This window comes from Allobosea robiniae (assembly GCF_900102525.1).
Classification (GTDB): Bacteria; Pseudomonadota; Alphaproteobacteria; order Rhizobiales; family Beijerinckiaceae; genus Allobosea; species Allobosea robiniae.
The window spans coordinates 236,697-261,952 of sequence record NZ_FNBZ01000004.1 but is presented as its reverse complement, the minus strand read 5'-3'; the positions used below and the strand labels follow the sequence as shown (position 1 = coordinate 261,952).

21 protein-coding genes and 1 pseudogene are annotated in these 25,256 nt (G+C 66.4%); 11 read left to right on the top strand and 11 right to left on the bottom strand.

From position 1 onward, the window contains the following. Positions 1-93: 93 nt before the first annotated feature. The 3 genes from BLQ70_RS13070 (at position 94) to BLQ70_RS13060 (ending at position 2,692) form a co-directional block, all read left to right on the top strand. On the top strand, positions 94-789 hold the full coding sequence (locus BLQ70_RS13070; RefSeq protein WP_210184287.1) for a cupin domain-containing protein: 696 nt from the start codon (positions 94-96) through the stop codon (positions 787-789). A gap of 65 nt (positions 790-854) precedes the next feature. Beyond that, positions 855-1,199 carry a RidA family protein gene (locus BLQ70_RS13065; RefSeq protein WP_091857328.1) on the top strand — a complete coding sequence of 115 codons (345 nt, stop codon included), beginning with the start codon at positions 855-857 and terminating at the stop codon, positions 1,197-1,199. A gap of 83 nt (positions 1,200-1,282) precedes the next feature. Beyond that, positions 1,283-2,692, top strand: a complete 1,410-nt coding sequence (locus BLQ70_RS13060) for an NAD(P)/FAD-dependent oxidoreductase (protein ID WP_244512012.1) — start codon at positions 1,283-1,285, stop codon at positions 2,690-2,692. Positions 2,693-2,794: 102 nt separating this feature from the next. Here the strand turns inward: BLQ70_RS13060 and BLQ70_RS25635 are convergent, their stop codons facing one another. Beyond that, positions 2,795-2,968, bottom strand: a complete 174-nt coding sequence (locus tag BLQ70_RS25635) for a hypothetical protein (RefSeq protein WP_170843400.1) — start codon at positions 2,966-2,968, stop codon at positions 2,795-2,797. Between the two features lie 161 nt (positions 2,969-3,129). Between BLQ70_RS25635 and BLQ70_RS13055 the strand changes: the two genes are divergently transcribed. Together BLQ70_RS13055 and BLQ70_RS13050 are read left to right on the top strand one after the other, a co-directional pair. Then, on the top strand, positions 3,130-4,083 hold the full coding sequence (locus BLQ70_RS13055; protein WP_061970776.1) for an ABC transporter permease: 954 nt from the start codon (positions 3,130-3,132) through the stop codon (positions 4,081-4,083). Between the two features lie 122 nt (positions 4,084-4,205). Beyond that, positions 4,206-4,595, top strand: a pseudogene (locus tag BLQ70_RS13050) (HutD family protein); the annotation flags it as partial. 309 nt (positions 4,596-4,904) lie between these two features. Here BLQ70_RS13050 and BLQ70_RS13045 read toward each other — a convergent pair. Beyond that, positions 4,905-5,819 carry a LysR family transcriptional regulator gene (locus tag BLQ70_RS13045; RefSeq protein WP_091857325.1) on the bottom strand — a complete coding sequence of 305 codons (915 nt, stop codon included), beginning with the start codon at positions 5,817-5,819 and terminating at the stop codon, positions 4,905-4,907. A 100-nt stretch (positions 5,820-5,919) separates the two neighbouring features. On the opposite strand from BLQ70_RS13045, the gene BLQ70_RS13040 reads away from it, so the two are divergent. From BLQ70_RS13040 to BLQ70_RS13015, 6 genes are all read left to right on the top strand, one after another. Continuing rightward, complete coding sequence (locus BLQ70_RS13040) at positions 5,920-7,770, top strand: CocE/NonD family hydrolase (protein ID WP_244512009.1); 1,851 nt, start codon at positions 5,920-5,922, stop codon at positions 7,768-7,770. 81 nt (positions 7,771-7,851) lie between these two features. Further along, positions 7,852-9,405 carry an ABC transporter substrate-binding protein gene (locus BLQ70_RS13035; RefSeq protein WP_210184286.1) on the top strand — a complete coding sequence of 518 codons (1,554 nt, stop codon included), beginning with the start codon at positions 7,852-7,854 and terminating at the stop codon, positions 9,403-9,405. 35 nt (positions 9,406-9,440) lie between these two features. Continuing rightward, entirely contained in the window at positions 9,441-10,358 is a 918-nt protein-coding gene (locus BLQ70_RS13030; RefSeq protein WP_091857322.1) for an ABC transporter permease, read from the top strand. Continuing rightward, a complete protein-coding gene (locus BLQ70_RS13025; protein ID WP_091857321.1) occupies positions 10,355-11,233 on the top strand; it encodes an ABC transporter permease in 879 nt (292 codons plus the stop codon). Before BLQ70_RS13030 ends, BLQ70_RS13025 begins: the two co-directional genes overlap by 4 nt. Next, the gene (locus BLQ70_RS13020) at positions 11,230-12,249 is read left to right on the top strand and encodes an ABC transporter ATP-binding protein (protein ID WP_091857320.1); all 1,020 of its coding nucleotides are present in this window, start codon (positions 11,230-11,232) and stop codon (positions 12,247-12,249) included. Before BLQ70_RS13025 ends, BLQ70_RS13020 begins: the two co-directional genes overlap by 4 nt. After that, positions 12,246-13,208 carry an oligopeptide/dipeptide ABC transporter ATP-binding protein gene (locus BLQ70_RS13015; RefSeq protein ID WP_091857319.1) on the top strand — a complete coding sequence of 321 codons (963 nt, stop codon included), beginning with the start codon at positions 12,246-12,248 and terminating at the stop codon, positions 13,206-13,208. Before BLQ70_RS13020 ends, BLQ70_RS13015 begins: the two co-directional genes overlap by 4 nt. A 191-nt stretch (positions 13,209-13,399) precedes the next feature. Here the strand turns inward: BLQ70_RS13015 and gyrB are convergent, their stop codons facing one another. The 9 genes from gyrB to BLQ70_RS12970 form a co-directional block, all read right to left on the bottom strand. Further along, entirely contained in the window at positions 13,400-15,838 is a 2,439-nt protein-coding gene (gene gyrB, locus BLQ70_RS13010) for a DNA topoisomerase (ATP-hydrolyzing) subunit B (RefSeq protein WP_091857318.1), read from the bottom strand. 263 nt (positions 15,839-16,101) lie between these two features. Next, a complete protein-coding gene (gene recQ, locus BLQ70_RS13005; RefSeq protein ID WP_091857317.1) occupies positions 16,102-17,940 on the bottom strand; it encodes a DNA helicase RecQ in 1,839 nt (612 codons plus the stop codon). A gap of 60 nt (positions 17,941-18,000) precedes the next feature. After that, positions 18,001-18,354, bottom strand: coding sequence for a hypothetical protein (locus BLQ70_RS13000; RefSeq protein WP_091857316.1), 354 nt, complete (start codon positions 18,352-18,354; stop codon positions 18,001-18,003). 6 nt (positions 18,355-18,360) lie between these two features. Further along, complete coding sequence (locus BLQ70_RS12995) at positions 18,361-18,975, bottom strand: LysE family translocator (protein ID WP_091857315.1); 615 nt, start codon at positions 18,973-18,975, stop codon at positions 18,361-18,363. 76 nt (positions 18,976-19,051) lie between these two features. Continuing rightward, a complete protein-coding gene (gene recF, locus BLQ70_RS12990) occupies positions 19,052-20,179 on the bottom strand; it encodes a DNA replication/repair protein RecF (RefSeq protein WP_091857314.1) in 1,128 nt (375 codons plus the stop codon). 10 nt (positions 20,180-20,189) lie between these two features. Next, entirely contained in the window at positions 20,190-21,305 is a 1,116-nt protein-coding gene (gene dnaN / locus BLQ70_RS12985) for a DNA polymerase III subunit beta (protein ID WP_061970752.1), read from the bottom strand. A gap of 152 nt (positions 21,306-21,457) precedes the next feature. After that, a complete protein-coding gene (dnaA, locus tag BLQ70_RS12980; RefSeq protein ID WP_244512008.1) occupies positions 21,458-22,978 on the bottom strand; it encodes a chromosomal replication initiator protein DnaA in 1,521 nt (506 codons plus the stop codon). Positions 22,979-23,758: 780 nt separating this feature from the next. Then, entirely contained in the window at positions 23,759-24,025 is a 267-nt protein-coding gene (rpsT, locus tag BLQ70_RS12975; protein WP_061970750.1) for a 30S ribosomal protein S20, read from the bottom strand. 181 nt (positions 24,026-24,206) lie between these two features. Then, positions 24,207-25,190 carry a threo-3-hydroxy-L-aspartate ammonia-lyase gene (locus BLQ70_RS12970; protein ID WP_091857313.1) on the bottom strand — a complete coding sequence of 328 codons (984 nt, stop codon included), beginning with the start codon at positions 25,188-25,190 and terminating at the stop codon, positions 24,207-24,209. Positions 25,191-25,256 lie beyond the last annotated feature (66 nt).

The window sequence follows — 25,256 nt, the reverse complement described above, 5'->3', positions numbered from 1 at the left end:
CACTATGTTGAATTCGATGTCAAGAGATTGAGGTGCCTCGTAAGGGCTGCCGCGCCGCGAGGCCTCTAATCACGCTGATATCATTTGATAATTTTGTCGGAGGTCAATATCGCATCAAGGCAATTGCGCCCTTCAATGAATTTCACTATGGTCTGTTTTCACTTTAATGGATTTCCCTGCATGCCGAAGCCTCTCCCTGTCGCGACCGATCCGGCGCCCTCCGATGATGACGCCGCCCAGATCGGGCAGCGGCTGCGCGCGCTCCGCACCGACAGGAAGCTCACGATCCTCGAGCTGGCGACAAAGGCGGGGCTGTCCGCCGGGATCATCAGCCAGATCGAGCGCGGCAATTCGAACCCCTCGATCAGCACACTGCAGAAGCTGAGGAGCGCACTCGGGGTGAATCTCTGGGCCTTCCTCGAGCGGGAGCCGGAGGCGAATGACGAGCCAACCTTCGTGCGCCGCCGGGAAAACCGCCCGCGCTTCGTCGTCGGGCCCGGCCTCCTGACCAAGGAGCTGCTGTCGCCGAAGGATAACAACCAGCTCCGCTTCATGATCCTGACCTTGCCGCCGGGAGCGACCAGCGACGACGTCCTGACCGGGCCGGGCGACAAGGCCGGCTACGTCCTTTCCGGCCGGGTGGAGCTGGCTGTCGGCAACGCCGTGGCGGAAATCCGCGAGGGCGACAGCTTCCAGTTCGAGAGCAGCATCCCGCATCACCTGGTCAATCGCAGCAGCGAAGAGGCCAAGCTGGTCTGGATCATCCGTATCAGAGAGGCGCACCTTTAAGCGGTACGTGGCGGCTGGTTCCGCCCCGCCGGTCTTCTTCCACTCGCGCAACGAACAGAGGCACAATGATCACCCGTCATGAAGTCACCGGCCGCCTGAGCAAGGTCCTGATTGCGAACGGCTTCGCTTTCCTCTCCGGGCTGACCGCCAAGGACCGCAGCGGCGGCGTGCGTGAGCAGACGGCCGATATTCTGGCCCAGATCGATTCCTATCTCGCGATGGCCGGCACCGACCGCACCCGTCTCGTCACAGCCAATATCTGGCTGAAGGATGTCGGCACGTTCAACGAAATGAACGCCGTCTGGGAAACCTGGGTTGACCCCGAGCAGCCGCCGGCGCGCGCGACGGTCGAGTCCCGGCTCGCGGCCGACGACATTCTGGTCGAGGTTCAGGTTCAGGCGCTCGTCTAGGGGCCCTGCAGGCGCCGCGTCTTTCCACGTCCTTCTTCAAGAAAATCGGTTGCGACATGTCACGAGATCCTGCTGTTCCCAGCATGCTCCCAGGTGATCCGTCCTGGTGGTTCACCGATGCTCTGAAGGCGGAGGGCGGGGTGGCGCCGTCACCCTCGCTCAGCGGTGAGATCACGGCCGATGTCGCCATCGTCGGCGGCGGCTTCACGGGGTTATGGACGGCTCTGGCTCTGCGCGAGCGCGCGCCTGGACTGAGCGTGGTGCTCATCGAGGCCTCGCTCTGCGGCTCGGGGGCGAGCGGCAAGAATGGCGGCAAGACCCATGGCTACTGGGGTTCGCTCGGCGGGATAGAAGCCTCGCTGGGCGCCGATGCCGCGCTCGCCGTCGCCCGTGCCGGCACCAAGGCGCAGGATGCCATCCGCCGCTTCGCGACCGCGCCGGGGCGCGACGTCTGGTGGCGTGAAAGCGGGAATGTCCGGATCTCCACCTGTCCTGCGCAGGACGCCAAGGTCGCAGCCGCCGTCGCGACGGCCGAACGGCTGGGAGTTTCCGACACCGCCAGGGCGCTCTCGCCGGCGGAAGTCGCGGCCTATTGCAAGTCGCCCGTCTTCCGCGGCGGCATCTACCTTCCCGAAGGTGCCAATGTGCACCCGGCCCGGCTCGTCCGGGCATTGCGCCGCGCCGCAATCGAGGCAGGCGTCACGATCTACGAAAACACGCCTCTGTCCGGTCTGGACAGCGGCTCGCCGAACCGGCTTCGGACGCCGGCGGGGCAGATTCTCGCACGCGACGTCGTTCTCGCTACCAATACCGGTCTCGCCAGCCGTCGCGAGATCAGACCCTATGTCAGCGTCTTTTCAAGCTATGCGTTGATGACCGAGCCCGTGCCTGAGAAGCTGGAGGAGATCGGCTGGACGGGCGAGCAAGGCCTCGCCGACATGCGCATGTTCGTGCATTATTTCCGCACGACCATCGACGGGCGTGTGTTGATGGGATCGGGCTCGGGCCCGATCAGCTACAATGGCAACGCGGTCGACCCCATCCTGACGCAGGATGCGGCATCGGCCGCCAGGGCTGAGCGTGGCCTGCGGCGGCTTCTGCCCGGCCTGGGCGATGTCGGAGTGGCGAAGATCTGGGGTGGTGGCCTCGACGTCTCCTCCGATCGCCTGCCATTTTTCCGGACCTTGCCCGGTACGCGCGTGCATTATGGCTGCGGCTACTCCGGCCATGGGGTCAACCCGACCTATATCGGCGGACAATCTCTCGCATCGCTCGTCCTCGGCGAGCAGGATGAATGGGCCAACCTTCCGTTTTGCCGCCGAGAGTTGTCCGCGCTGCCGCCGGAGCCTTTCCGGGTTGTCGGAGGCCGTTTCGTGCGCTGGGGCATTATCGGCTGCGAGGAGGCCGACGAGCGCCGCGAGACACCCTCGGTGGCGATGCGCGCGGCTGCCGCGATCCCGAAGGTATTCGGCCTGCGTATCGGCACCCGCTGATTGCCTTCCATACTGCGGCAAAGCAGTCATTTGCTGCCGCTCGCAAAAGCGGTCGATGAGCTGAAGTTCAGCTGTCCTGTCTTGTTAGCCCGCTGGGCCGATCTAGGCATCGACCAGAACGGGGCTGTCGATAATTTCGGTGCGCACGTCGACACTCAAGCCGGACTGGCGTTGCAGGCCTGGGGAACGGATTTCGCGCATCCGAGCGCTCGTCTGCGTGTCCCTTCCGACATGCTGCCTAAGCATGGCGAGCCACAACCAATCGAAGATGCCCATAGGAGTGCTTCTCGCTCGTCGGCTCGCTTATAATCTGACCGTATAACGACATAACGAGAAACCATCTTGAGATCGGATTGAATGCTTCTAACCTACCTTAGTCGGCATAAGAACGCCTTCGATTTGAGGCGACCTGACGACGCAGGGGAATTTAGAACAGGATGTCCGCAGAGTTTATCCTCAAGAGATTAGCTTACATCATTGTTACGCTATTTCTCATTTCGGCTGCGATATTTTTTGTTACCCAAATTCTCCCGGGCAACGCTGCCCAGATGATCTTGGGAGAGCATGCCGCGCCCGGGCAGATCGAAGAACTCGTCATCAAGCTTGGGCTGAACCGGCCGAGCATCGTCCAATATGGCGACTGGCTGGGCGGCATTCTTCGAGGCGATTGGGGCACCTCGCTGGCGATCGGACAGCCTGTCCTCAACCTGACGCTGACGGCGCTCGCGCGCTCTGCGGTCCTGGGGGCCGTCGCGCTCATTCTGGTGACGATCGTAGCGATCCCCCTCGGCGTCCTCGCCGCCGACCGGCAGGGGCGGCCGACGGACGTTGCGGTCAGCGTCGGGTCCTATATCGGCGTTTCGTTGCCCGAGTTCGTGACCGCCACGCTGCTGCTGGTGATCTTCACCCGCCCCGAGCTCGGCCTGTTTCCTGCCGGGGGATATGTCTCGGTCGCCGAAGGCGGCGTGGCCGCCTTCCTGAGCCATCTCGTCCTGCCTGCGGTGACGCTGACCATCGTCATGACCGCCCATATCTCACGCCAGACCCGGTCGGAAATGGTCGAAGTGCTCGAGAGCGACTATGTCCGAACGGCTCGGCTCAAGGGGCTCTCGCACCGCGCCGTGCTCTGGCGCCACGCGCTCCCCAACAGCCTGCTGCCGACAATCACGATCATCGCCCTCGATGTCGGCTACCTCATCGGCGGCATTCTCGTCGTGGAGGAGGTCTTCGCCTATCCCGGAATCGGGCGGCTGATGATCTTCGCGATCCAGAACCGGGACCTGCCGCTTCTGCAGTGCGTCGCGCTGATCATCTCGGCGATCTACGCGCTCGCCAACCTGATCGCGGATCTCTCCTATGCTCTCGTCGACAGGCGCATCAAGTATGACTGACCTCATGCCGCCCTGGCTCGGCCGCCTGTTGAGGAACCCCCTGGGCATTGCCGGGGTCGTCATCCTCTCGGTGCTGATGGTGGCCGTGGTCTTCGGGCCCGCGCTCGCGCCCTTGCTACGATCGCCATCAGGTTGTCGTAGAAGGCGAAGGCCTGTTTCTCGACGCGGGCTCAGCGACGATCGACCTGTCCGAGCCTTTGAAGCCGGTTCAGTATGGCGGCGAGTTGAAGATTGTCAGCCGATTGGAAAATGGACCGGTAAAAGTCCTCAATCTGATGATCAACCGATCCGAGGCCACCGGTGGAATGACGGCCATGGGCGCAGGGAGCAGTGCAGATTTTCGACCGGGCGCCCATGTTTTTTATGCCGTGAAGGAAGACGCCCACCTTTGTCTAGCCGGCACCGCGCATCACGTCTCAGCGGGAGACGCGATCGCCCTTGAAGCGGCAGAGCCGCTCGTGGCTACCGTCCAGACCGGGTCCCTCATCGTAACGTCGATCTATGCCAAATGAGCGGATGACCACCGCACGTTCTGGAACGTTGCGCCATGGGCGGACATTGGCTCCTGACGGCAATCGCATTGCCTTCCAGCAGCAGGGAAGCGCACCGCAGCGCGGAACATTGCGCGCCTCAGAACGGAGCGGCCAGCAAAGACGATCTTGCCGGCCACTCCGAAAGGCTAAACGCATTGGCTACGAGAACAACGCTCGCGCGACATCGAAAGAATCTGGATGCTCCCGATTTGGTGTCGATGAGCGGACCTTCAATCCGGCAATCGGCTCATCGGGCGGGTTATCATCCCGAGCCTCCGGCTCGGCAGATTAACCGAAAGACGTCCTGATCGTGCCCCAAAGGGCTTTCGCGCGCTCTGCGATCGCGCCCGAAAGTTCCCGTCCCAATCGCGAGCGGCTTTGCCAGGCGGGGAAAACGAAGCCGTAGCGCAGTTCGATGGCTGGGCGGAACGGCCGGAAGATCAAGCCTGGCGTTCCGCTCGAATGCGCGACGAAGGGGTCCGCGACGCAACAGCCGAGGCCGCGCGCCGCGAGTTGGCATGCGATCATGCCGCTCTGCGTCTCGAAGCGCGAATCAGGCGTAACTCCCGTCTCGTCCGCCTGGCGCTCGATCTCCTTCTGGATCAGCGAGCGGCGGTGGGTGGCAATGAAGCTGGTGCTGGCGAGGTCCGCGACCGTCACCGCCTCCAGCCGCGCTAGCGGATGGCTGTCCGCCATGGCTGCCACGGCCTCGATGCGCAAGAATTCCTCGGTCTCGAAACCGGCATGGCCGATCGGGAGAACGGTGATGCCGAGATCGAAATGCTCCTGGCCCAGCCAGTTGTCGATGTCGATGCGAACCCGCGAATCGACGCTGGCCGTGAAGCGTGGGTCGCTCCGGGACAGCGTGGCCACCGCATCGATGACGATCGCTTCGGCCACATGCGGCGCGGCGAGCACGCGGATGTGGTGGCGTCCGCCGCGGCGCAGTTGGGAGGCAAAGCGCTCGAGTCCGTCATGGCCCTGCAGCAGCCGCTCGACATGCTGGTAGAACTCGCGGCCTTCGGCGGTCAGCGTCAGGCGTTTGTTGTGCCGATCGAAGAGCTGGAAACCGAGCTCGGCCTCGAGCGCGCTGAGCAGCCGCCCGATCTGCGGCTGGGTACGTCCGAGCCGGACCGCAGCCTGCGATACCGTTCCGGCCTCGACGAAGGCGCGCAGCGCCTCCAAACCTCGCAACCCCAGCATTTGACGCCGCCCTTATGTGAAAAAGGCACTATTCATTCGTTATTACGCATTTGACGCATATGTCGAGTGTTGCGACGCTCGTGTTTCAAACTGGAATGGTATGAAACGGGCGATTGTGATGGGGACCGAGAATCCAGCCTGGCGGGTGACTCCCTGGACCTATCTGAAGGAGCGGAAGCGCCCCTACGGCGTCTCGAAGAAGCCTTTCTCGCACTATGTGGCGATGCCTGACGGCTGCAGGCTCGCCGTTGATGTCTACCTGCCGCAGACTGCGGAAGGCGCTGCGGCCAAGGGGCCGTTTCCGACGATCACCATCTTTACCCCCTATTACCGCCGCTTCGCGCTGTCGGACTCCACGAAGGGCGACGAGGTCACGCCCGGTTCCTTTCGCTATCGCGACAATTTCGTACCCGCCGGCTATGCGCTGGTGGTGATCGATGTGCGCGGCACGGGGGCGAGCTTCGGCACGCGCGACAGCTTCCGTTCGCCGCGCGAGCGCGAGGACTGCCGCGCCATCGCGGACTGGATCGTGGCGCAGCCCTGGTCGAACGGGGCGATCGGCGCCACCGGCGTGTCCTATCTCGGCGCGGCGTCCGACTTCCTCGCAAGCACCGGCCACAAGGCGGTCAAGGCGATCGCGCCGCTGTTTGCGGTGTGGGACACGTATTCCGACCATTACTATCCGGGCGGCATCCTGCTGAAGGAGCTGGCGCGGGTCTATGACGACCTGATGATCGCGATGGACCACGACCGGCGCGACCTGTTGAAGAACATCGCCTACTACGCCAACCCGAACTATGCCGGCCCGCAGCCGGTGGACGAGGATGCGGACGGGGCGCTCTGCCGGCAGGCGATCACCGAGCATATCGGCAATTTCCACATGCCGGACTTCATCACCGAGTTCAAATTCAAGGGCGACACGCTGCCCTACGACCCGGAATTCACCTCGGCGAAGTTCAGCCCCTACGGCTTCTATGATGGGATCGATCCAGAGGTGGCGGTTTATTCGGTTTCGGGCTGGATGGACGGCGCGGGCTACGCCAACGGCTCGATCAGCCGCTTCCTGACGCTGCCGAACCCGAAGCGCCATCTGCTGCTCGGCCCCTGGGACCATGGCGCGCGCATCGACTGCTCGCCCTGGCGGCCGAAGGTGGAGCCCGACTTCCCGATCGTCGGCGAGGTGCTGCGCTTCTTCGACGAGTACCTGATGGGGCTCGACACCGGGCTCCGCGAAGAGGCGCCGATTCACTACTACACCATGCATGAGGAAGCCTGGCAGGAGGCGGCCGCTTGGCCGCCGATCGAAGCCAGCGAAACGCTGCATTTCGACGACGGTGCGCGCCTCTCGCCGCAGGCCGGCGTCGCGGGCGCGGACGGGTATCAAGTCGATTTCAGGAAGGGCACCGGCGGCCAGACCCGCTACGAGCGCATCGCTGCGATCGACAGCCGCGACTACTATATCGACTGGCAGGGCCGCGACGAGGCGATGCTGCGCTACGATTCCGCGCCGCTGGAGCGAGACTGGCAGGTTTCGGGACATGTGATCGCCGATCTGCTTGTTTCGTCGAGCGAGCCCGACGCCGCGATTTTCGTGTATCTTTCGGAGGTCGAGGCCGACGCCACCGTGCGCTACGTCACCGAGGGGCTGCTTCGGGCGTTGCATCGCAAGGAGAGCGAGTGCCCGCCGGAGCATCGCACGACCTGGCCGTTCCGCACCTTCACCCGGGCCGACGCCGCGCCGATGCCGGTCGGCGAGCCGCAGCGCCTGCATTTCGCGCTGCTGCCGACGTCGTGGACCTTCAAGGCAGGCAGCCGCATCCGCATCGCGATCGCGGGCGCCGATGCCGATCATTGCGGGCAGGTGCCGCATGGCCGGCCGCCGAAGCTGACGCTGCATCGCGGCGGCACAACGAATTCGACGATCAGATTGCCGGTGAGGCCCGCAGTCTGAGAAGGTCGCAAAAGATCACGCCCGGTCATGAGGAGATGGGCGGGCGTGGAGACTGATCCTGAAACGGGACGGAGGGGAACGATGATGACGACTCGGAGCATGGCGGCGGCGTTGACCGTCGCGGCGGCACTCGGCCTGGGGGCCGGCGCAGCCCAGGCCGGCAAGGCGGACGACACGCTGGTCTTCGCCTCGGCCAGCGAGGTCGACACGGTCGATCTCTACTACCAGAACCTGCGCGAGGTCGTGATCATCGCGCAGCAGATGTGCGACACGCTGATGTATCGCGACCCGATCAAGGGCGAATACAAGCCGCTGCTCTCGACCGGCTATCGCTGGATCGACGACAAGACTCTCGAGTTCAAGCTCCGCAAGGGGCTGAAATTCTCGAACGGCAAGGAACTGACGGCGGCCGACGTCGCCTACACCTACAACCATGCCCGCCAGCCCGACAGCGGCGTCGTCACGCGCCTGCTGGTCGACTGGATCGAGAATGTCGAGGCGCCCAGCGCCGATACGGTGATCTTCAAGGCCAAGGCGCCGACGCCGGCCGCGATCGAATACTTCTCCGGCATCACGCCGATCTATCCCGAAGGGCATTACGACAAGGCGCCGACGGTCAACACCGGCGGCAAGGCGCGGCGCGACTGGGGCGCCGTCCAGCCGGTCTGCGTCGGCCCCTATAACCTCAAGGAGTTCAAATCCGGCTCCTCGGTGACGCTGGTCAAGAACGACGCCTATTTCGCCGACAGCCCGAAGGGCAAGCCGTCGATTGGCACGCTGATCTACAAGACTATCCCCGACACCGACACGCAGCTCGCCGAGCTGGTCACCGGCGGGCTCGACTGGATCTGGGGCGTGCCGTCCGAGAACGCCAAGCAGCTGGCCGCGATGCCGAGCGTCACGGTCAAGGCCGCGCCGACGACGCGCATGTCGTTCCTTTCGCTCGACGCGGCGGGGCGTTCCGGCGACAACCCAATGAAGGATGTGCGCGTCCGCCGGGCGATGTTCCACGCCATCGACCGGGCGGCGATCTCGCGCGAGCTCGTCGGCGAGGGCTCCGAGGTCCTGCGCTTCATGTGCGACGCCCGCCAGTTCGGCTGCGACACCAAGACCGAGGAATATGCCTACGATCCGGCCAAGGCCAAGGCGCTGCTGAAGGAGGCCGGACATCCCGACGGCTTCACCATCCCGATCTACGCCTATCGCGACCGACCTTACACCGAGGCGGTGATGAACTATCTGCGCGCCGTCGGCATCAAGACCGATCTGCGCTACCTGCAGTGGCGGGCGCTGCGCCCGATCCTGCAGGAGGGCAAGGCCGAGGTGGCGCATCTGAGCTGGGGCTCGCAGGGCGTGCTCGATGCCTCGGCCTCGGTGAGCAATTATTTCAAGTTCAGCATCGACGATTATGCCCGCGACGAGCAGGTGCGCGACTGGCTGCAGGCGGCGGACACCAGCGTCGACCCGGAGAAGCGCAAGGAGCTTTACGGCAAGGCGCTCGCCCGCATCAACGAGCAGGCCTATATGGTGCCGCTGTTCAGCTACGGCCGGACCTATGCCTTCAACGCGGAACTCGACCTGCCGGTGACGCCGGACGAGCTCGCCCACTTCTATCTGGCACGCTGGAAGCAGTGAGCATGGAGGCGGCCGCCGCAGTCTGATCGAACATCATGTTACGCTTTCTCGCGAGGCGACTGCTCGTCACCCTGCTGGTGATCGCCTGCACCTCGGTGCTCGCCTTCTCGCTCGTCCATCTCTCCGGCGACCCCGCCGCGGCGATGGCGGGCGAGGGAGCTTCGCCCGCGGATGTGGAATCGATCCGCCGGCTCTATGGCTTCGACCAGCCGATCCACACGCAGTACTTCGCCTGGCTCGGCAAGATCCTGTCGGGTGAGTTCGGCCGGTCCTTCTATCTGCGCCAGCCGGTGGTGAGCGTGCTGGCCGAGCATGCGCCGGTCACGGCAAAGCTCGGCCTGTCGGCGCTCGCCTTCGCGCTCCTGCTCTCGATCCCGCTCGGCATCCTCGCCGGGCTCTATCGCGACACGGTGATCGACCGCTTCGCGCTCGGGCTCGCGGTCGCCGGGCAGGCGCTGCCATCCTTCCTGTTCGCGCTCCTGCTGGTCTACATCTTCGGCGTGCAACTGCGCTGGCTGCCGATCTCCGGCTCGGCGACCTGGCTGCATTTCGTGCTGCCCTCGGTGACGCTTGGCTATTACGCGGCGCCTGCGCTGATGCGGCTGACGCGTTCGGGCATGATCGACGTGATGCAGTCCGATCATGTCCGCACCGCGCGGGCCTATGGTCTGCCAGCCTGGCGCGTCGTGCTTCTGCATGCGCTGCGCAGCGCCATCATCCCGGTCGTCTCGCTCGCGGCCGTGCAGCTCGGCTTCATGCTCGGCGGCTCGATCGTTGTCGAGACGGTGTTCTCGCTGAAGGGGCTGGGCCTGCTCGCCTGGCAGTCGATCCAGCGCTCCGACATCGAGGTGATCCAGTCCATCCTGCTGGTGATCGCGCTGATCTATGCGCTGCTGACGCTGCTGGCCGACCTCCTGAATGCCCTGATCGACCCGAGGATCCGCATCTCATGACGGCGGCGACACTCACTGCGATGAGCCCCCGCCGGCTCGCTTTGCACCGCATGCTGCGGCATGGCAGCTTCTGGTTCGGCGGCGGCGCGATCCTGCTGATCCTGTTGGTCGCGCTCGTCGGGCCGCTTTTCACGCTCGACCCCGTGGCGCAGAATCTCGGCGCCCGCCTCATCCCGCCGGTCTGGGACGTGCGCGGCAGCTGGACGCATCCGCTGGGCACCGACCAGCTCGGGCGCGATCTGTTGGCGCGGCTGGTGGACGGCGCCCGCGTCTCAATGTTCATCGGCGTCGCGACCGTACTGGTCTCGGGCCTGATCGGCACGGCGATGGGCATGGCGGCCGGCTATTTCGGCGGGCGCGTCGACCTCGTCATCAACTTCCTGATCACGATCCGGCTGACCCTTCCGGTGGTGCTGGTCGCGCTCGTGGTGGTCGCGGTCGTCGGTTCCTCGCTGACGGTGCTCGTCGTGGTGATCGGGCTTCTGCTCTGGGACCGGTTCGCGGTGGTCACCCGCAGCGCGACGCAACGATTGGCATATAGCGACTTCGTCATTGCGGCGCGCGCCATCGGCTCCTCGACGCCGCGCATACTGCTGGTCGAGATCCTGCCCAACATCGTCGGGCCGCTGATCGTGGTCGCGACCGTCGAGGTCGCCCATGCCGTACTGCTGGAGGCCGCGCTCTCCTTCCTCGGCCTCGGCGTCAAGCCGCCGCTCGCGTCCTGGGGGCTGATGGTGGCGGAATCGAAGAACCAGCTGCTGTTCCGGCCCTGGCTGATCGCGATCCCCGGTGTCGCGCTGGTGACGCTGGTGCTGGCGATCAACCTGCTCGGCGATGCGCTGCGCGATGTCGTCGCGCCGGAGGGCCGGGCATGAGCGCCTTGATCGAGCTCGAGGATCTGAAGATCACGATCCCGACCGCGCAGGGCCGCATCCTGCAGCCGGTGCGCGGCATCGCGCTCTCTGTCGCGCGCGGCGAGACGCTGGCGATCGTCGGCGAGTCCGGCTGCGGCAAAAGCCTCACCGCGCTCTCGCTGATGGGGCTCGTGCCGAAGCCCGGCCGCGTCGACGCCTCCAGGCTGAGCTTTTCGGGACAGTCGCTGATCGACCTGCGCGAGGCGGAGTGGCGCAAGCTGCGCGGCCCGCGCATCGCGATGATCTTCCAGGATCCGATGACCTCGCTCGATCCCTGCTACACCATCGGCAGCCAGATGACCGAGGTGATGCGCACGCATCTCGGCATCGGCCGGGCCGAGGCGCGCGAGCGGGCGGTGTCTCTGCTGGCACGGGTCGGCATTCCGTCGCCGGCGGCGCGGCTGGAGCAGTATCCGCACCAGCTTTCCGGTGGCCTGCGCCAGCGCGTGATGATCGCCATGGCCTTGTCCTGCGACCCGGACCTGATCATTGCCGACGAACCGACGACGGCGCTCGACGTCACCACCCAGGCGCAGATCCTTGGCCTGCTGGCGCAGCTGCAGCACGAGACCGGCGTCGGCATCATTCTGATCACGCACGATCTCGGCGTGGTGGCGACGATGGCCCACCGTGTCGCGGTGATGTATGCCGGGCAGGTGGTCGAAACCGGCGATACCGCAGCCGTCCTGACCGCGCCGGCGCATCCCTATACCGAAGGCCTGCTGCAGGCGATCCCGACGCCGGGGGGCACCGCGCGGGGCGCGCTGCTGGGCTCGATCCCCGGGATCGTGCCGCCGCCGACCGGCACAGTGGAAGCCTGCCTGTTCATGGAGCGCTGCCCCTATGCGCGGCCCGTCTGCGCCGCGCCGGTGCCGCTCGTGCCGCTCGACGGGGAGCGTGCGCTGCGCTGCGTCCGCCCCATTGCGGAGCGGGCGGGCGAACCGGGTTTCGAAGAGCAGGGCGAGGTGGTGTCGTGAGCGCGCAGGCCGCACTGAGCATCGTCGGCGCGACGCGCGACTACGCCGTCTCCTTCCATGGCCAGCGGCGGATCCTGCGGGCGCTGCGCGGCATCGATCTTGAGGTCGGGCAGGGCGAGGTTGTCGCGATCGTCGGCGAATCCGGCTGCGGCAAGACCACGCTGTCGCGGCTGATGCTCGGCATCGAGCCGCCGACCAGCGGCACCGTCGCGGTCGCCGGAAAGCCGATCGCGTCCTATCATCGCATCGAGCGTGCCGGGCTGATCCAGCCCGTCTTCCAGGACCCGTATTCCTCGCTCAATCCGCGCCAGACGCTCGGCAGCATCATCGCGGCGCCGCTCGCGGTGCGCGGCGACGGGAATGCCCGCAGCCGCCAGGCCGCGGTGGCCGAGATGATGCAGGCCGTCGGCCTGCCGCCGCATCTGCTCAACGCCTATCCGAGCCAGATCTCCGGCGGGCAGCGCCAGCGCGTTGCGATTGCTCGTGCGCTGATCGCGCAGCCGCGCATCCTGATCTGCGACGAGCCGACCTCGGCGCTCGACGTCTCCGTGCAGTCGCAGATCATCAACCTGATCGGCGCGCTGCAGAAGAAGCTCGGGCTGACCGTGCTCCTGATCAGCCACAACCTCGCCGTTGTCTACCACATGGCCGAGCGGGTGGCGGTGATGTATCTCGGCACCGTGGTCGAGACCGGGCCGACCGAGGAGCTGTTCGCGCGACCGCGCCATCCCTATACGCGCTCACTGCTCGACGCCGTGCTGCCGCCGACGCCGGGGCAGCGCCCATCCTGGTCAGAGGTTATCGCCGAGCCGCCCAACCCGGTCGAGCCACCGCCGGGCTGTCCGTTCAACCCACGCTGTTCAAGGGCGAGTGACATCTGCCGCACGCAGATGCCAGAGCAGACCGCCGTCGCTGGGGGGATGTTCCGCTGCCACCACCCGCTCGACGCGGCAGCGTGACGCCCGTCGATCTTTTCGCGCCGGTAGCGAAGTCGGCTCGACCAGCGCAGCGCACCGTCCGATCACCACAAAGGCTGGTCCGAGCTTACCCAAAAAACCCTGTCAGCCAACGGCCCGGCGACCTCGCCTCCCAGTACAGCAAATGGCTAAAGACTGAGCCCGTAACCGCGGTTTCACAGTCGTCGCGACGATCAGATGTCGACCGTCGCGTTCAGCGCGTTGCTCTGGATGAACTCTCGCCGCGGCTCGACGACATCGCCCATCAGCTTGACGAAGAGATCGTCGGCCTCGTCGTTCTGGTCGTTCTTGACGCGCAGCAGCGAGCGCACGTCGCGATCGAGCGTCGTCTCCCAGAGCTGGTCGGGGTTCATCTCGCCCAGGCCTTTATAGCGCTGCAGCGAGACGCCTTTCTTGCCGATGCTGGAGACCGCGTCGAACAGGTCGCTCGGGCCGTTGACGGTGAAGGTGTCGCCCTTGCGGCTGAGCACGCCGGGCTTTGCATAGGCCTCCTGCAAGGAGGTCGCCGCAGCGTCGAGCTTGCGGGCCTCCGTGCTGGCGAGCAGCCCGGCATCGATCGTCGCGGCCTGTTTCACGCCGCGGATCATCCGCGAGAAGACGAAGCCGCCTTCGCTGACCTTCCCTTCCCAGCCACGCTCCAGCTCGTCCGAGATCGCATCGAGCCGGCGTGCGACATAAGCCGCCGCCTCGTTGGCCTTGGCCTCGTCGTCCTCGCTGATCGGGTGCAGCACGCCGGCGATCGCCATCTGCTCGACGACGCGGCGGTCATAGCGCGAATGCAGTTGCGCCAGCGCGTTGCGCACGTTGCGGGCTTCCTCGATCAGGACGCGCAGGTCGGCACCGCCGCGCTCGACGCCCTCGCTGGTGCGGAAGGTCGCGCCGTCCAGCGTCGAGTCGACCAGGTATTCCTCCAGCGCCCGCTCGTCCTTGAGATAGACATGGCTCTTGCCGCGCGCCGCCTTGTAGAGCGGCGGCTGGGCGATGAAGAGATGGCCGGCATCGATCAATTCCGGCATCTGCCGGTAGAAGAAGGTCAGCAGCAGCGTGCGGATATGGGCGCCGTCGACGTCGGCGTCGGTCATGATGATGATCTTGTGGTAGCGCAGCTTCGCCAGGTTGAAGCCGCCCTGCTCGGCGTCCGCCCGGCCGATGCCGGCGCCCAGCGCCGTGATCAGCGTTCCGACCTGGTCCGACGAGAGCATCTTGTCGAAGCGCGCCCGCTCGACGTTGAGGATCTTGCCGCGCAGCGGCAGCACGGCCTGGTATTCGCGGGCGCGGCCCTGCTTGGCGGAGCCACCGGCCGAGTCGCCCTCGACGATGAAGAGTTCGGACTTGGCGGGGTCGCGCTCCTGGCAATCCGCGAGCTTGCCCGGCAGCGACGCGATATCGAGCGCGCCCTTGCGGCGGGTGAGGTCGCGGGCCTTGCGGGCGGCCTCACGGGCGGCGGCGGCTTCCGCCACCTTGCCGACAATGGTCTTGGCCTCGCCCGGATGCTCCTCGAGCCACTCCGACAGCGCCTGGTTGACGACGTTCTCGACGACCGGGCGAACCTCCGACGAGACCAGCTTGTCCTTGGTCTGCGACGAGAATTTCGGGTCGGGCACCTTGACCGAGACGATCGCGGTCAGGCCTTCGCGGCAATCGTCGCCGGTGAGCGAGACCTTCTCCTTCTTGGAGATGCCCGAGCTTTCGGCATAGCCGGTGATCTGGCGCGTCAGCGCGGCGCGGAAGCCGGCGAGATGGGTGCCGCCATCGCGCTGCGGGATGTTGTTGGTGAAGCAGAGCACGTTCTCGTGGTAGCTGTCGTTCCACCACAGCGCGACATCGACGGTGATGCCGTCCTTCTCCGAGGTGAGCATGATCGGCTTCTCGATCACAGAGGACTTGGCGCGGTCGAGATAGCGCACGAAGGCCTCGACGCCGCCATCGTACATCAGCTCCTCGCGCACCACCTCGGCATGGCGCGCATCGGTCAGGACGATGCGCACGCCCGAGTTCAGGAAGGCGAGCTCGCGCAGACGGTGCTCCAGCGTCTTGTAGTCGAACTCCACCATGGTGAAGGTCTCCTGCGAGGGCAGGAAGGTCACCTCGGTGCCGCGCTTGTCGCCCTGCGGGCCGACGACGGCGAGCGGCGCGACCGCATCGCCATGGCGGAATTCCATGTAGTGCTCGTGGCCGCCGCGCCAGATGCGCAGCTTCAGCGAGACCGAGAGCGCGTTGACGACGGAGACGCCGACGCCATGCAGACCGCCAGAGACCTTGTAGGAGTTCTGGTCGAACTTACCGCCGGCATGGAGCTGGGTCATGATGACCTCGGCCGCCGAGATGCCTTCCTCGCTGTGGATATCGGTGGGGATGCCGCGGCCATTGTCGGTCACGGTGACCGAACCCTCGGCGTTCAGCGTCACCGTGACGAGGTCGGCATGGCCGGCGAGCGCCTCGTCGATCGCGTTGTCGACGACTTCGTAGACCATGTGATGCAGGCCCGAGCCGTCATCGGTGTCGCCGATATACATGCCGGGCCGCTTGCGCACCGCGTCCAGGCCCTTGAGAACCTTGATGGAATCGGCGCCGTAGTCGTCGGGCTGGGCGCTGAGGGCGGCATCGGTCATGAAGTGGTTCCTGAGCGGGCGAGCGAGCGCCCGCGATGATCCTGATTCGAAACGACAATATAGGGGCAGACGATGGCTTTTTCACGCGCCTACGCGTGCGTGCGCGTGAAGGCGCATTTTTGATTGACGTCCGGGCCAGACCGTCATGCTCGGGCTTGACCCGAGCATCTCATGCCGATGTGGGCTCTACTGTCCTTCCCGGGAGGAGATTCTCGGGTCTGCGCTTCGCTCCGCCCGAGAATGACGGCTGCCACAGGCGGGGCCTAACCCCGGAACTCCGAGATCGCCTCGACGAAGGCCTCGCCGTATTGCGCAAGCTTGCGTTCGCCGACGCCCTCGATCGTCCGCATCTCGTCGAGCCCGAGCGGCCGTTCCCGCGCCATGGCGATCAGGGTCCGGTCGGTGAAGATGATATAGGCCGCGACGCCCTCCTCGCGGGCGATCTGGAGCCTGAGCTTGCGCAGATGCTCGAACAGGCCGGCCGTGCCCTCGTCGAGCCCGTCGGCGCGGGCCGCATCGCGCTCGGAGCGGCGGGAACGCTTCTCCGTGAAGGGATCGGCCCGCAGCGCGATGCTCTCGCGGCCGAACAGGATGTCCTCGCCTTTCGCTGTCAGGCAGAACCCGCCATGCTCCATGCTGGCTTCGGCCAGCGCGCCGGCCGCGAAGAGCTTGCGCGTCAGCCCCATCCAGGCGGATTTGGGCTTGTCGGCGCCGACGCCGAAGGTCTTGAGGCCGTCATGGTTCTGGCGACGGATGACCTCGGTCGTTGTGCCCGTCAGGATGTCGGCGAGATGGCCGGCGCCGAAGCGCTGGCCGGAACGGATCACGGCTGAAAGCAGTTTTCGCGCATCGAGCGTCACGTCGGCCAGCGCCGGCGCCTCCGCGCTGCAGAGATCGCAGCGGAACGGCGCGTTGCCATGCCGGCAGGGCGGCGTCTCCTCGCCGAAATAGGCGAGCAGCGCGCTGCGCCGGCACAAGGCGTTCTCGCAGAGATCGATCATCGCGTTGAGGCGCTTGTGCTCGATGCGCCGGCGCTCGTCGTCGATCTGTTTCTCGTCGATCTGGCGGCGCCTCAGCGACATGTCGTCGACGCCGTAGAGCGTCAGCGTATCCGCCGGCAGGCCGTCGCGCCCGGCGCGGCCGATTTCCTGGTAATAGCCCTCGATCGAGCCGGGCATGTCGGCATGCACGACGAAGCGGACGTCCGGCTTGTTGATGCCCATGCCGAAGGCGATGGTGGCGCAGACGACGACGCCGTCCTCCTGCAGGAAGACGTCCTGGTTGCGGTTGCGCGTCTCCTGTTCGAGCCCGGCATGATAGGGCAGGGCGTTCCAGCCTTTTTCGCTCAAGGCGGTTGCAAGGCGCTCGGTCTTGCTGCGCGAGGAACAGTAGACGATGCCGGAGCCGTTGCGGTGCCGGCGCAGGAAATCGTCGATCTGCCGGCGCGGCTGCTCCTTCGGCGCGAAGGCGAGCTTCAGGTTCGGCCGGTCGAAGGAATGCACCACCATATGCGGCGGCTGCGGGAAGAGTTGGCTCGCGATATCGGCCTGGGTCTGCCGGTCGGCGGTCGCGGTCAGCGCCGTCACCGGCACGCCGCCGAGCGCCTCGCGCGTCTTGGCGAGCAGGCGATACTCGGGCCGAAAATCATGGCCCCATTGCGAGACGCAATGGGCCTCGTCGATGGCGAGCCGGTTCACGCCAAGGCGCTTCAGTCGGGAAACCAGCCCCTCGCCGGCCAGCCGCTCGGGCGAGACGAAGAGCAGCCTGAGATCGCCGGAATTCAGCCTGTCCCAGGCTTGCGCCGCCTCCTCCTCCGTATTCATCGAGTTGAGCGAGGCGGCCGATACGCCGGCCCGGACGAGCTGGCCGACCTGGTCGCGCATCAGGGCGATGAGCGGCGAGACGACCAGCGTCAGCCCGCCCGCGACCAGCGCCGGGAGCTGGTAGCACATCGATTTGCCGGAGCCGGTCGGCATCACCGCGAAGACGTCCTCGCCATTGAGCGCGGCTGCGATCACCTCCCACTGGCCGGGGCGGAAATCGTCATAGCCCCAGACCGACTTGAGGATCGCGCGGGCGTCTGATTCGCGGGATGGCGACATGAAGAAGGGATGTGCCGCAGCCGAAGGCGCTTGGCCAGCCTTTCGCCGGATATCCTGTGCCTAGACCCGCACAGCGAGCAGATGGACCACGGCGGTAACCGCGAAAACCGCCGCGATCAGCTTCGACGGCCACGGCTTGAGGTCGAACCAGATGAATTGCAGAGCGAGCCGCAGCCCCCAGAACGCGGCGCCGACCAGCGGCAGCACGGGATGCACGCTTCCCTGCCCGGATAGCCAGATCAAGGCCGCGCCATACGCGAGGAAGACGAAGATCAGCATCGCGTTGAGCGTCTGCGTGATCGCTGTGTTCAGGCTGCCGGAGGGTGCGAGGCGCTCCGGCCAGCCGAACAGGCGCCGGAACGCGACATGGAACAGCGCAAAGCCGAGATCGATGAGCCCCGCCGCCAGAGCCAAGGCCGCTCAGCTCCGCGTCGCGATCGCGGCGGCCGCGCCCGCCATCACGCCACCGGTCGTCCGGTTGATCCAGCGCATCGCGCGCGGGCTGGCGACGAGGCGCCGTGCCCGGTCAGCGGCATAGGCATAGGCCATCAGCGTTCCCGTGATGATCGGGGCGATCAGCGCGGCGACCTCGACGAAGGCGAGCGTGCTCATCGCGTTGAGATCGATGACCAGCGGCAGGATCGACAGGAAGAAGACCATGACCTTGGGGTTGCCGAGCGTCAGCGCGATGCCGCCGAGGAACAGGCGGAGGCCCTCGCCGCGTGCGGCGGCGGACGGCTTCGGCGCCTCGGCCGGGGCCGTCCAGGCCTTCCAGGCGAGATAGAGCAGATAGGCGCAGCCGGCATATTTGATCGCGACGAAGACGCCGTGGAAGCTCTGCATGAGGACACTGAGGCCCAGTGCCGTGAGCGTGAACCAGACAAGATCGCCCATCACGATCCCGGCGAGGAAGGGCAAGGAGCGCCGGAAGCCCGAGGACAGCGAACGCGCGACCAGCGCCGCGATGGCCGGGCCGGGCGAGGCGACGGCGAGGAAATACACGCCAGCGAACAGGGCAAGGCTGGAAATGTCCATGGTCGAAGTCCCCGAGGATGCCGAAGACTAGCAGGAACGGGACGAAGCGTCCCATCGCAAGCCGTGGCCTGACCGATCAATCGAGCGGATCGATCCGTCCGGGCGTGACCGAAAAGCGCTGCGCGCCGGCCGGCAGGTCGCCGAACAGGGCGGCGTCAGCACCGGTCATCCAGACCTGGCAGCCCAAATCCGTCAACCCCTCGTAGAGCGCAGCCCGCCGGCGCGGGTCGAGATGGGCGGCGATCTCGTCGAGCAGAACGAGCGGCGCGATGCCGCTCATCGCCGCGACCAGCCTGGCATGGGCGAGCACGAGCCCGATCAATAGCGCCTTCTGCTCGCCGGTCGAGCCCTGGCCTGCGGGGATGTCCTTCGGTCCGTGCCGGACTTCGAGATCGGAGGCTTGCGGCCCTGTGAGTGTGCGCCCGGCCGCCTTGTCGCGATGGCGGCCTTGGCGCAGCAGATCGCGATAGGCGTCCTCGGCATCGACGGCCGGCAGGCGGGCGACCAGCGTATCGATCTCGCCGGAGAGCGCGATATCGGCGAAGGGGAAAGGCGAGGCCTCGTCGCGCGTCTCGGCGATGATGGCGGAGAGCCGGGCCACCGTCTCGGCCCGCGCGGCCGCGACGGCGACGCCGAGCTCCGCGACCTCGCGCTCGACCGCGTCGAGCCACTGGCCCTGGCCGGGACTTTCCTCGAGGATGCGATTGCGTGAGCGCAGCGCCCGCTCCAGCGCGTTCGAGCGGGTGGCGTGGCTCGGATCGATCGCCAGCACGAGCCGGTCGAGGAAGCGGCGCCTATCGCCGGCGGCACCTCGGAACAGCCCGTCGAGATCGGGCGTCAGCCAGACCACGCGGAGGTAGTCGCTGAAGGCGAGCGCCGAGCCGACATTGGCCCCGTCGATCCGGGCGAGACGCGGCCTACGCCCCTCCGCATCGAGTGCGCCGAGCCCGATGCCGAGCCGGCCCGCGTCGTCAGCCAGGGTGACGGAGGCGGCGAAGGAGCCGTCGCCGCCTTGCCGTGCCATCGCCGTGATCTCGGCGCGGCGCAGGCCCCGCCCCGGCGTGAACAGCGAGAGCGCTTCGAGGATATTGGTCTTGCCGGCTCCGTTCTCGCCTGCGAGCGCAACGATTTGGCCCTCGACCGGGAGATCGAGGGCCTCGTAGGAACGGAAATCCTGCAGGATCAGGCGCGCGACGGCGGCCATGAGCCAGCTGCTAGACGCGCATCGGCATCAGCACATAGAGCGCGGAGGCCCCTTCGCGGTCCTGGATCACCGTCGGCGAACCGGGATCGGCGAGCTTGAGCAGGGCGGTGTCGCCGTCAAGCTGGGCGGCGATGTCCATCAGGTAGCGGGCGTTGAAGCCGATATCGAGCGGGCTCGCTTCGTAATCGACCTCGATCTCCTCGGTCGCCGAGCCGGAATCCGGGTTGGTGACGGAAAGCGTCATGCGTCCCTCGGCCATCGAGAGCTTCACGGCGCGGCCGCGTTCGGACGAAATCGTCGAGACGCGGTCGACAGAAGCGGCGAAATCGCCCCTGTCGACGGTGAGGCGCTTGTCGTTGCCGCTGGGGATGACGCGCTGGTAGTCCGGGAAGGTGCCGTCGATCAGCTTGGAGGTCAGTACGACGTCGGCGGTGGCGACGCGGATCTTCGAGCCGGACAGCTCGACCGCGACCTCGCTCTCGCCGTCTTCCAGCAGCTTCTGGATCTCGGCCACGGCCTTGCGCGGCACGATCACGCCGGGCATGCCGACCGAACCCTGCGGGGCGGCGGTGTCGACGCGGGCGAGACGGTGACCGTCGGTCGCAACTGCGCGCAGGACGGGGCGGCCGTCGACATCGATGGTGTGGAGATAGATGCCGTTGAGGTAGTAGCGCGTCTCCTCGGTCGAGATCGCGAACTGGGTCTTGTCGATCAGGCGCTTCAGCTCGCCGGCCGGCAGCACGAAGCGATGCGCCATGTCGCCGGCGGTGATATCCGGGAAATCGCTTTCCGGCAGGGTCTGGAGCTGGAAGCGCGAGCGTCCCGAGCGCAGCACGAGGCCGCTATCGCCGGTGGTTTCCAGCGAGACCTGGGCGCCATCGGGCAGCTTGCGGACGATGTCGTAGAGGGTATGCGCCGGAACGGTGGTGGCGCCGGGCTCGGGCGCGTCCGCCGCGATCGTCTCCACCACCTCGATATCGAGATCGGTCGCCTTCAGCCGCAGGCCGCTCTCGGAGGCCGAGAGCAGCAGGTTCGACAGGATCGGGATCGTGTTGCGGCGCTCGACCACGCGATGGACGTGACTGAGCGACTTGAGCAGCGTGGAACGTTCGACCGTGACCTTCATGATTGTCTAGTCTTCTGGCGCTGGTCGCCCGCGCGCGAACGCGCGAGCCGAATGAATGGCCAGCGACATTGCAGGACACCGGGCGGGGGCGCAAGGCCTGCCCGCCCGGGCAACCACAACCATTTCACGGGCGTGGCGACCGCTTTCCAGGCTCACTCCTGCAGCATGCGCTTCAGCAGATCGACCTCGTCATGCAGCGAGCGATCCTCGCTGATCGCCTTCTCGATCTTGCGCACGGCGTGCAGCACCGTCGTGTGGTCGCGCCCGCCGAAGCGGCGGCCGATTTCGGGCAGGGAGCGGGGTGTCAGCGCCTTCGACAGATACATCGCGATCTGACGCGGCTTCACCACGGCCGCCGTGCGGCGCTCCGAGAGGATGTCGGCGCGGCTGACATTGTAGCGCGTCGCGACGAGCTTCTGGATGTCCTCGATCTTGACCCGGCGCGGCTCGCGGGTGCGGACGAGATCGCGGATCGCCGCTTCCGCCGTTTCCAGCGTCACGAGCTGGCCGGACAGCGTGGCATGGGCGAGCAGGCGGTTGGCGGCGCCGTCGAGGTCGCGGCCATTGGTCGCGACGACGCGCGAGACATAGGCGACGACGTCCGGGCTGACCCGGAAGTTCGGGTGGGTCGCCTGCAGCGCCTCCAGCCGGCTGGACAGGATCGTGGCGCGCAGGGTCTCGTCGAGTTCTCCGACTTCGACCACCAGGCCGCCGCCGAGCCGCGAGCGGATGCGCTCGTCGAGCGCTTCGAGCTCTCCGGCGAGGCGGTCGCCGGCGACGACGATCTGCTTGCCGGCATCGAGCAGGGCGTTGATCGTGTGGCCGAACTCCTGCTGGATCGACTTGCCCTGGATGAACTGCACGTCGTCGACGATGAGCAGGTCGATGCCGCGCAGCTTCTCCTTAAAGGCGAGCGCCGTCTGCGACTTCAGCGCCGCGACGAAGCCGTACATGAAGCGATCGGCGGTGAAATAGGCGACGCGCTTGCCCTGGCGGCGCGCATCCTGCGCGATCGCCTGCAGGAGATGCGTCTTGCCGAGGCCGACGCCGGCATGAAGGTAGAGCGGATTATAGGGGCTCTGGCCCGCGGGCGCAGCCGCAATGCGCTCGGCCGCGGCGAAGGCGAGCTGGTTCGACTTGCCGACGACGAAGCTCTGGAAGCTCATGCGCCGGTCGAGCCCGGTGCCGCAGGCATCGACGAGGTCGCTTTCGCCGGCCTGGGACAGGCTGACAGTGGCAGGGCGGCCGGCCTCGGCCGGCGTGGGGCTCGCTACCGTTGCCGGGCGGCTGCGCAGGGCTTCGATCTGCGGCTGGGCGGCCGGGTCGCGCGAGACGGTGCGGACCGAGAGCAGCACGCCGTTCGGGGCCGGCAGCTCGGCGATGCAGTTCACCCGCAGGCGCTCGGTATAATGCGCCTCGAGCCAGCTCTTCAGGAAGCGGGTGGGGACGGTGAGATAGGCCACGCCCTCGACGATCCCCGCGATCTCCAGCCGGCCAAACCAGCTCGAGAAGACATCCTCGCCGAGTTCCGCCCGCAGGCGCCGGCGCACACGCTCCCATGCGTCCTGAATCGATGCCTCCTCCACCCGGATGACGGCGGTCTCTTCCGCAGCGATCGTCACCACCACCGGCGTCGTCTCGACCATGTCCCCGAAATCCTGCCGCTCGAACATCAATGGCCCCGTTCTTTGAAAATGTGCGCAGCTGGGGTTCGGCGGTCGCTTCCTGGCCACCGTCCCGGCGCTGCTGTCTGGTCAAAATGGTTCCGGTCCCGGCGGGCGCATGACGCCGCGGCAGGCTCCGGTCCCGCTTGTGTTGATTACGCTTGGAAGGCTCGCCGAGAGACGACGCCACCCTTCATCTCGATCAAGAAAGACAAAGGGTCACATCCTCCAACCTCCATGGTCGCGAGCCAAAACGCTGATCATCTCTGGAAATCCCGTGGCGGTCATTGCTGTCCGCCCGGCGATGAGGGGACCTTACAAGGCGCCCTCGACGGGCTGCAACACCCCTTTCAGCCGGCTTCCGAGACTCGTCGTGCGGCGGCTGTTCGTGACCATGGGGCAGACCGCCGCAATTGGTTGGGGAACTTAAGATTTTCTTCACGGTCCCCCTTTCGGGGGCGGCCGAATCTTTTTTTGCGCGCCCCCGGAAAGCCTGCCACAGAGTCGCCGTGATTCCGTCTTCCAAAATCCTTTGCCTGCTAAGATGATGAAAAATCACATCTTTTTATGAGCGGCCTAGCCGGGCTCGGAGCCCGGCTTTGCGCCCTGAACGGCGCCCGAGAGTCAAGTCGGCAAAGCCGTGGAAAGCTTGGGAAAATAGCTTGAAGGCAGCTTTGTTTTGTTCCTCGGAAGGTTGTGGCGGGGCTGCCACAGAGACCTTGAAGCCAACGAAAAAGCCCGGCCTTGCGGCCGGGCTTTTTGATCGTCGAAACGCTAAAGACGTTTGGCTCAGGAAGCCAGGGCGCCGATGCGATGAGCGAGGCGCGAGACCTTGCGCGAGGCGGTGTTCTTGTGAACCACGCCCTTCTGCGCGGCGCGCATGATTTCCGGCTGGGCGGCCTTCAGGGCCTCGGCAGCGCTGGCCTTGTCGCCGGAGGCGATCGCCTCCTCGACCTTGCGCAGGAAGGTGCGCATCCGCGAGCGGCGCGCCTTGTTGACCTCGGTGCGGCGAGCGATCTTGCGCGTAGCCTTCTTGGCCGACGTCGTATTGGCCATCGAAACGTCCTCGTCTCTTCATCGCGACCGGTCGCCTGGCGTCATTGCCGGCGGGGCTGGCCGCATCCTTGCTGGAAAAACGTGCGCGGCGGCCGAGCTTGCGCGGGCCGCCGCGAGTGGTGGGGCTATAGTCGCTTGCCGGCGCTACGTCAACGCCGGAATCGTCGCAAGCCTGCCGATCTCAGGCGGACGGCGCGATGAAGGCCGCGAAACTCGCCAGATCGACATTGCCGCCGGAGAGGATGATGCCGACCCGCTTGCCGGCGACCGGCACGGCGCCGGTGAAGGCGGCCGCCGCCGCGAGGCAGCCGGTCGGCTCGACCACGAGCTTCATCCGCTCGGCGAAGAAGCGCATCGCGTCGACGAGCGCTGCGTCGCTGACGGTGACGATATCCTCGACCTCGCGCTGGATGATCGGGAAGGTCAGGTTGCCGAGGAAGGCGGTCTGTGCCCCGTCGGCGATGGTCTTGGGCACGCCGATCGCGACGATCTCGCCCTTGCGCAGCGATTGCTGGCCGTCATTGCCGGCTTCCGGCTCGACGCCGAAGACACGGCAGCCCGGGTTCAGCGCCTTCGCGGTCAGCGCCGCGCCTGCGAGCAGGCCGCCGCCGCCGAGCGGCACGAGCAGGATGTCGAGCGGGCCGGCATCCTCGATCAGCTCCTTGGTCGCGGTGCCCTGGCCGGCGATGACATGCGGATGGTCGTAAGGCGGGATGATCGTCAGCCCGCGCTCGGCGGAGAGCTTGTTGCCGATCTCGAGCCGGTTCTCCTTATAGCGGTCATAGCGCACGATCTGCCCGCCATAGCCCTCGGTCGCCGCGACCTTCGCGGCCGGCGCATCGTTCGGCATGATGATCGTGGTCGGCACGCCCAGAAGCTGGCCGGCATAGGCGATGGCCTGGGCATGGTTGCCGGAGGAATAGGTGACGACGCCGGCCTTCTTCTGTTCGGCCGAGAGCGAGGCGATCGCGTTGTAGCCGCCGCGGAACTTGAAGGCGCCCATGCGCTGCAGGTTCTCGGGCTTGAAGACGAGGCTGGCTTCAGTCCGCCGGTTGGCGGTGGCCGAGCTCATCGCCGGCGTGTGATGGGCGATGCCCTTGAGCCGCTCTGCCGCGGCCTCGACATCGGCATAGGTCGGGAGGGACGGTCCGGCTTGGGCGTTCATCGCGGGAATTCCTGCTGGCGAAAGACGGGAGCTATCTGCCAGCAGGAGCGTCGTTTCATCAAGGCG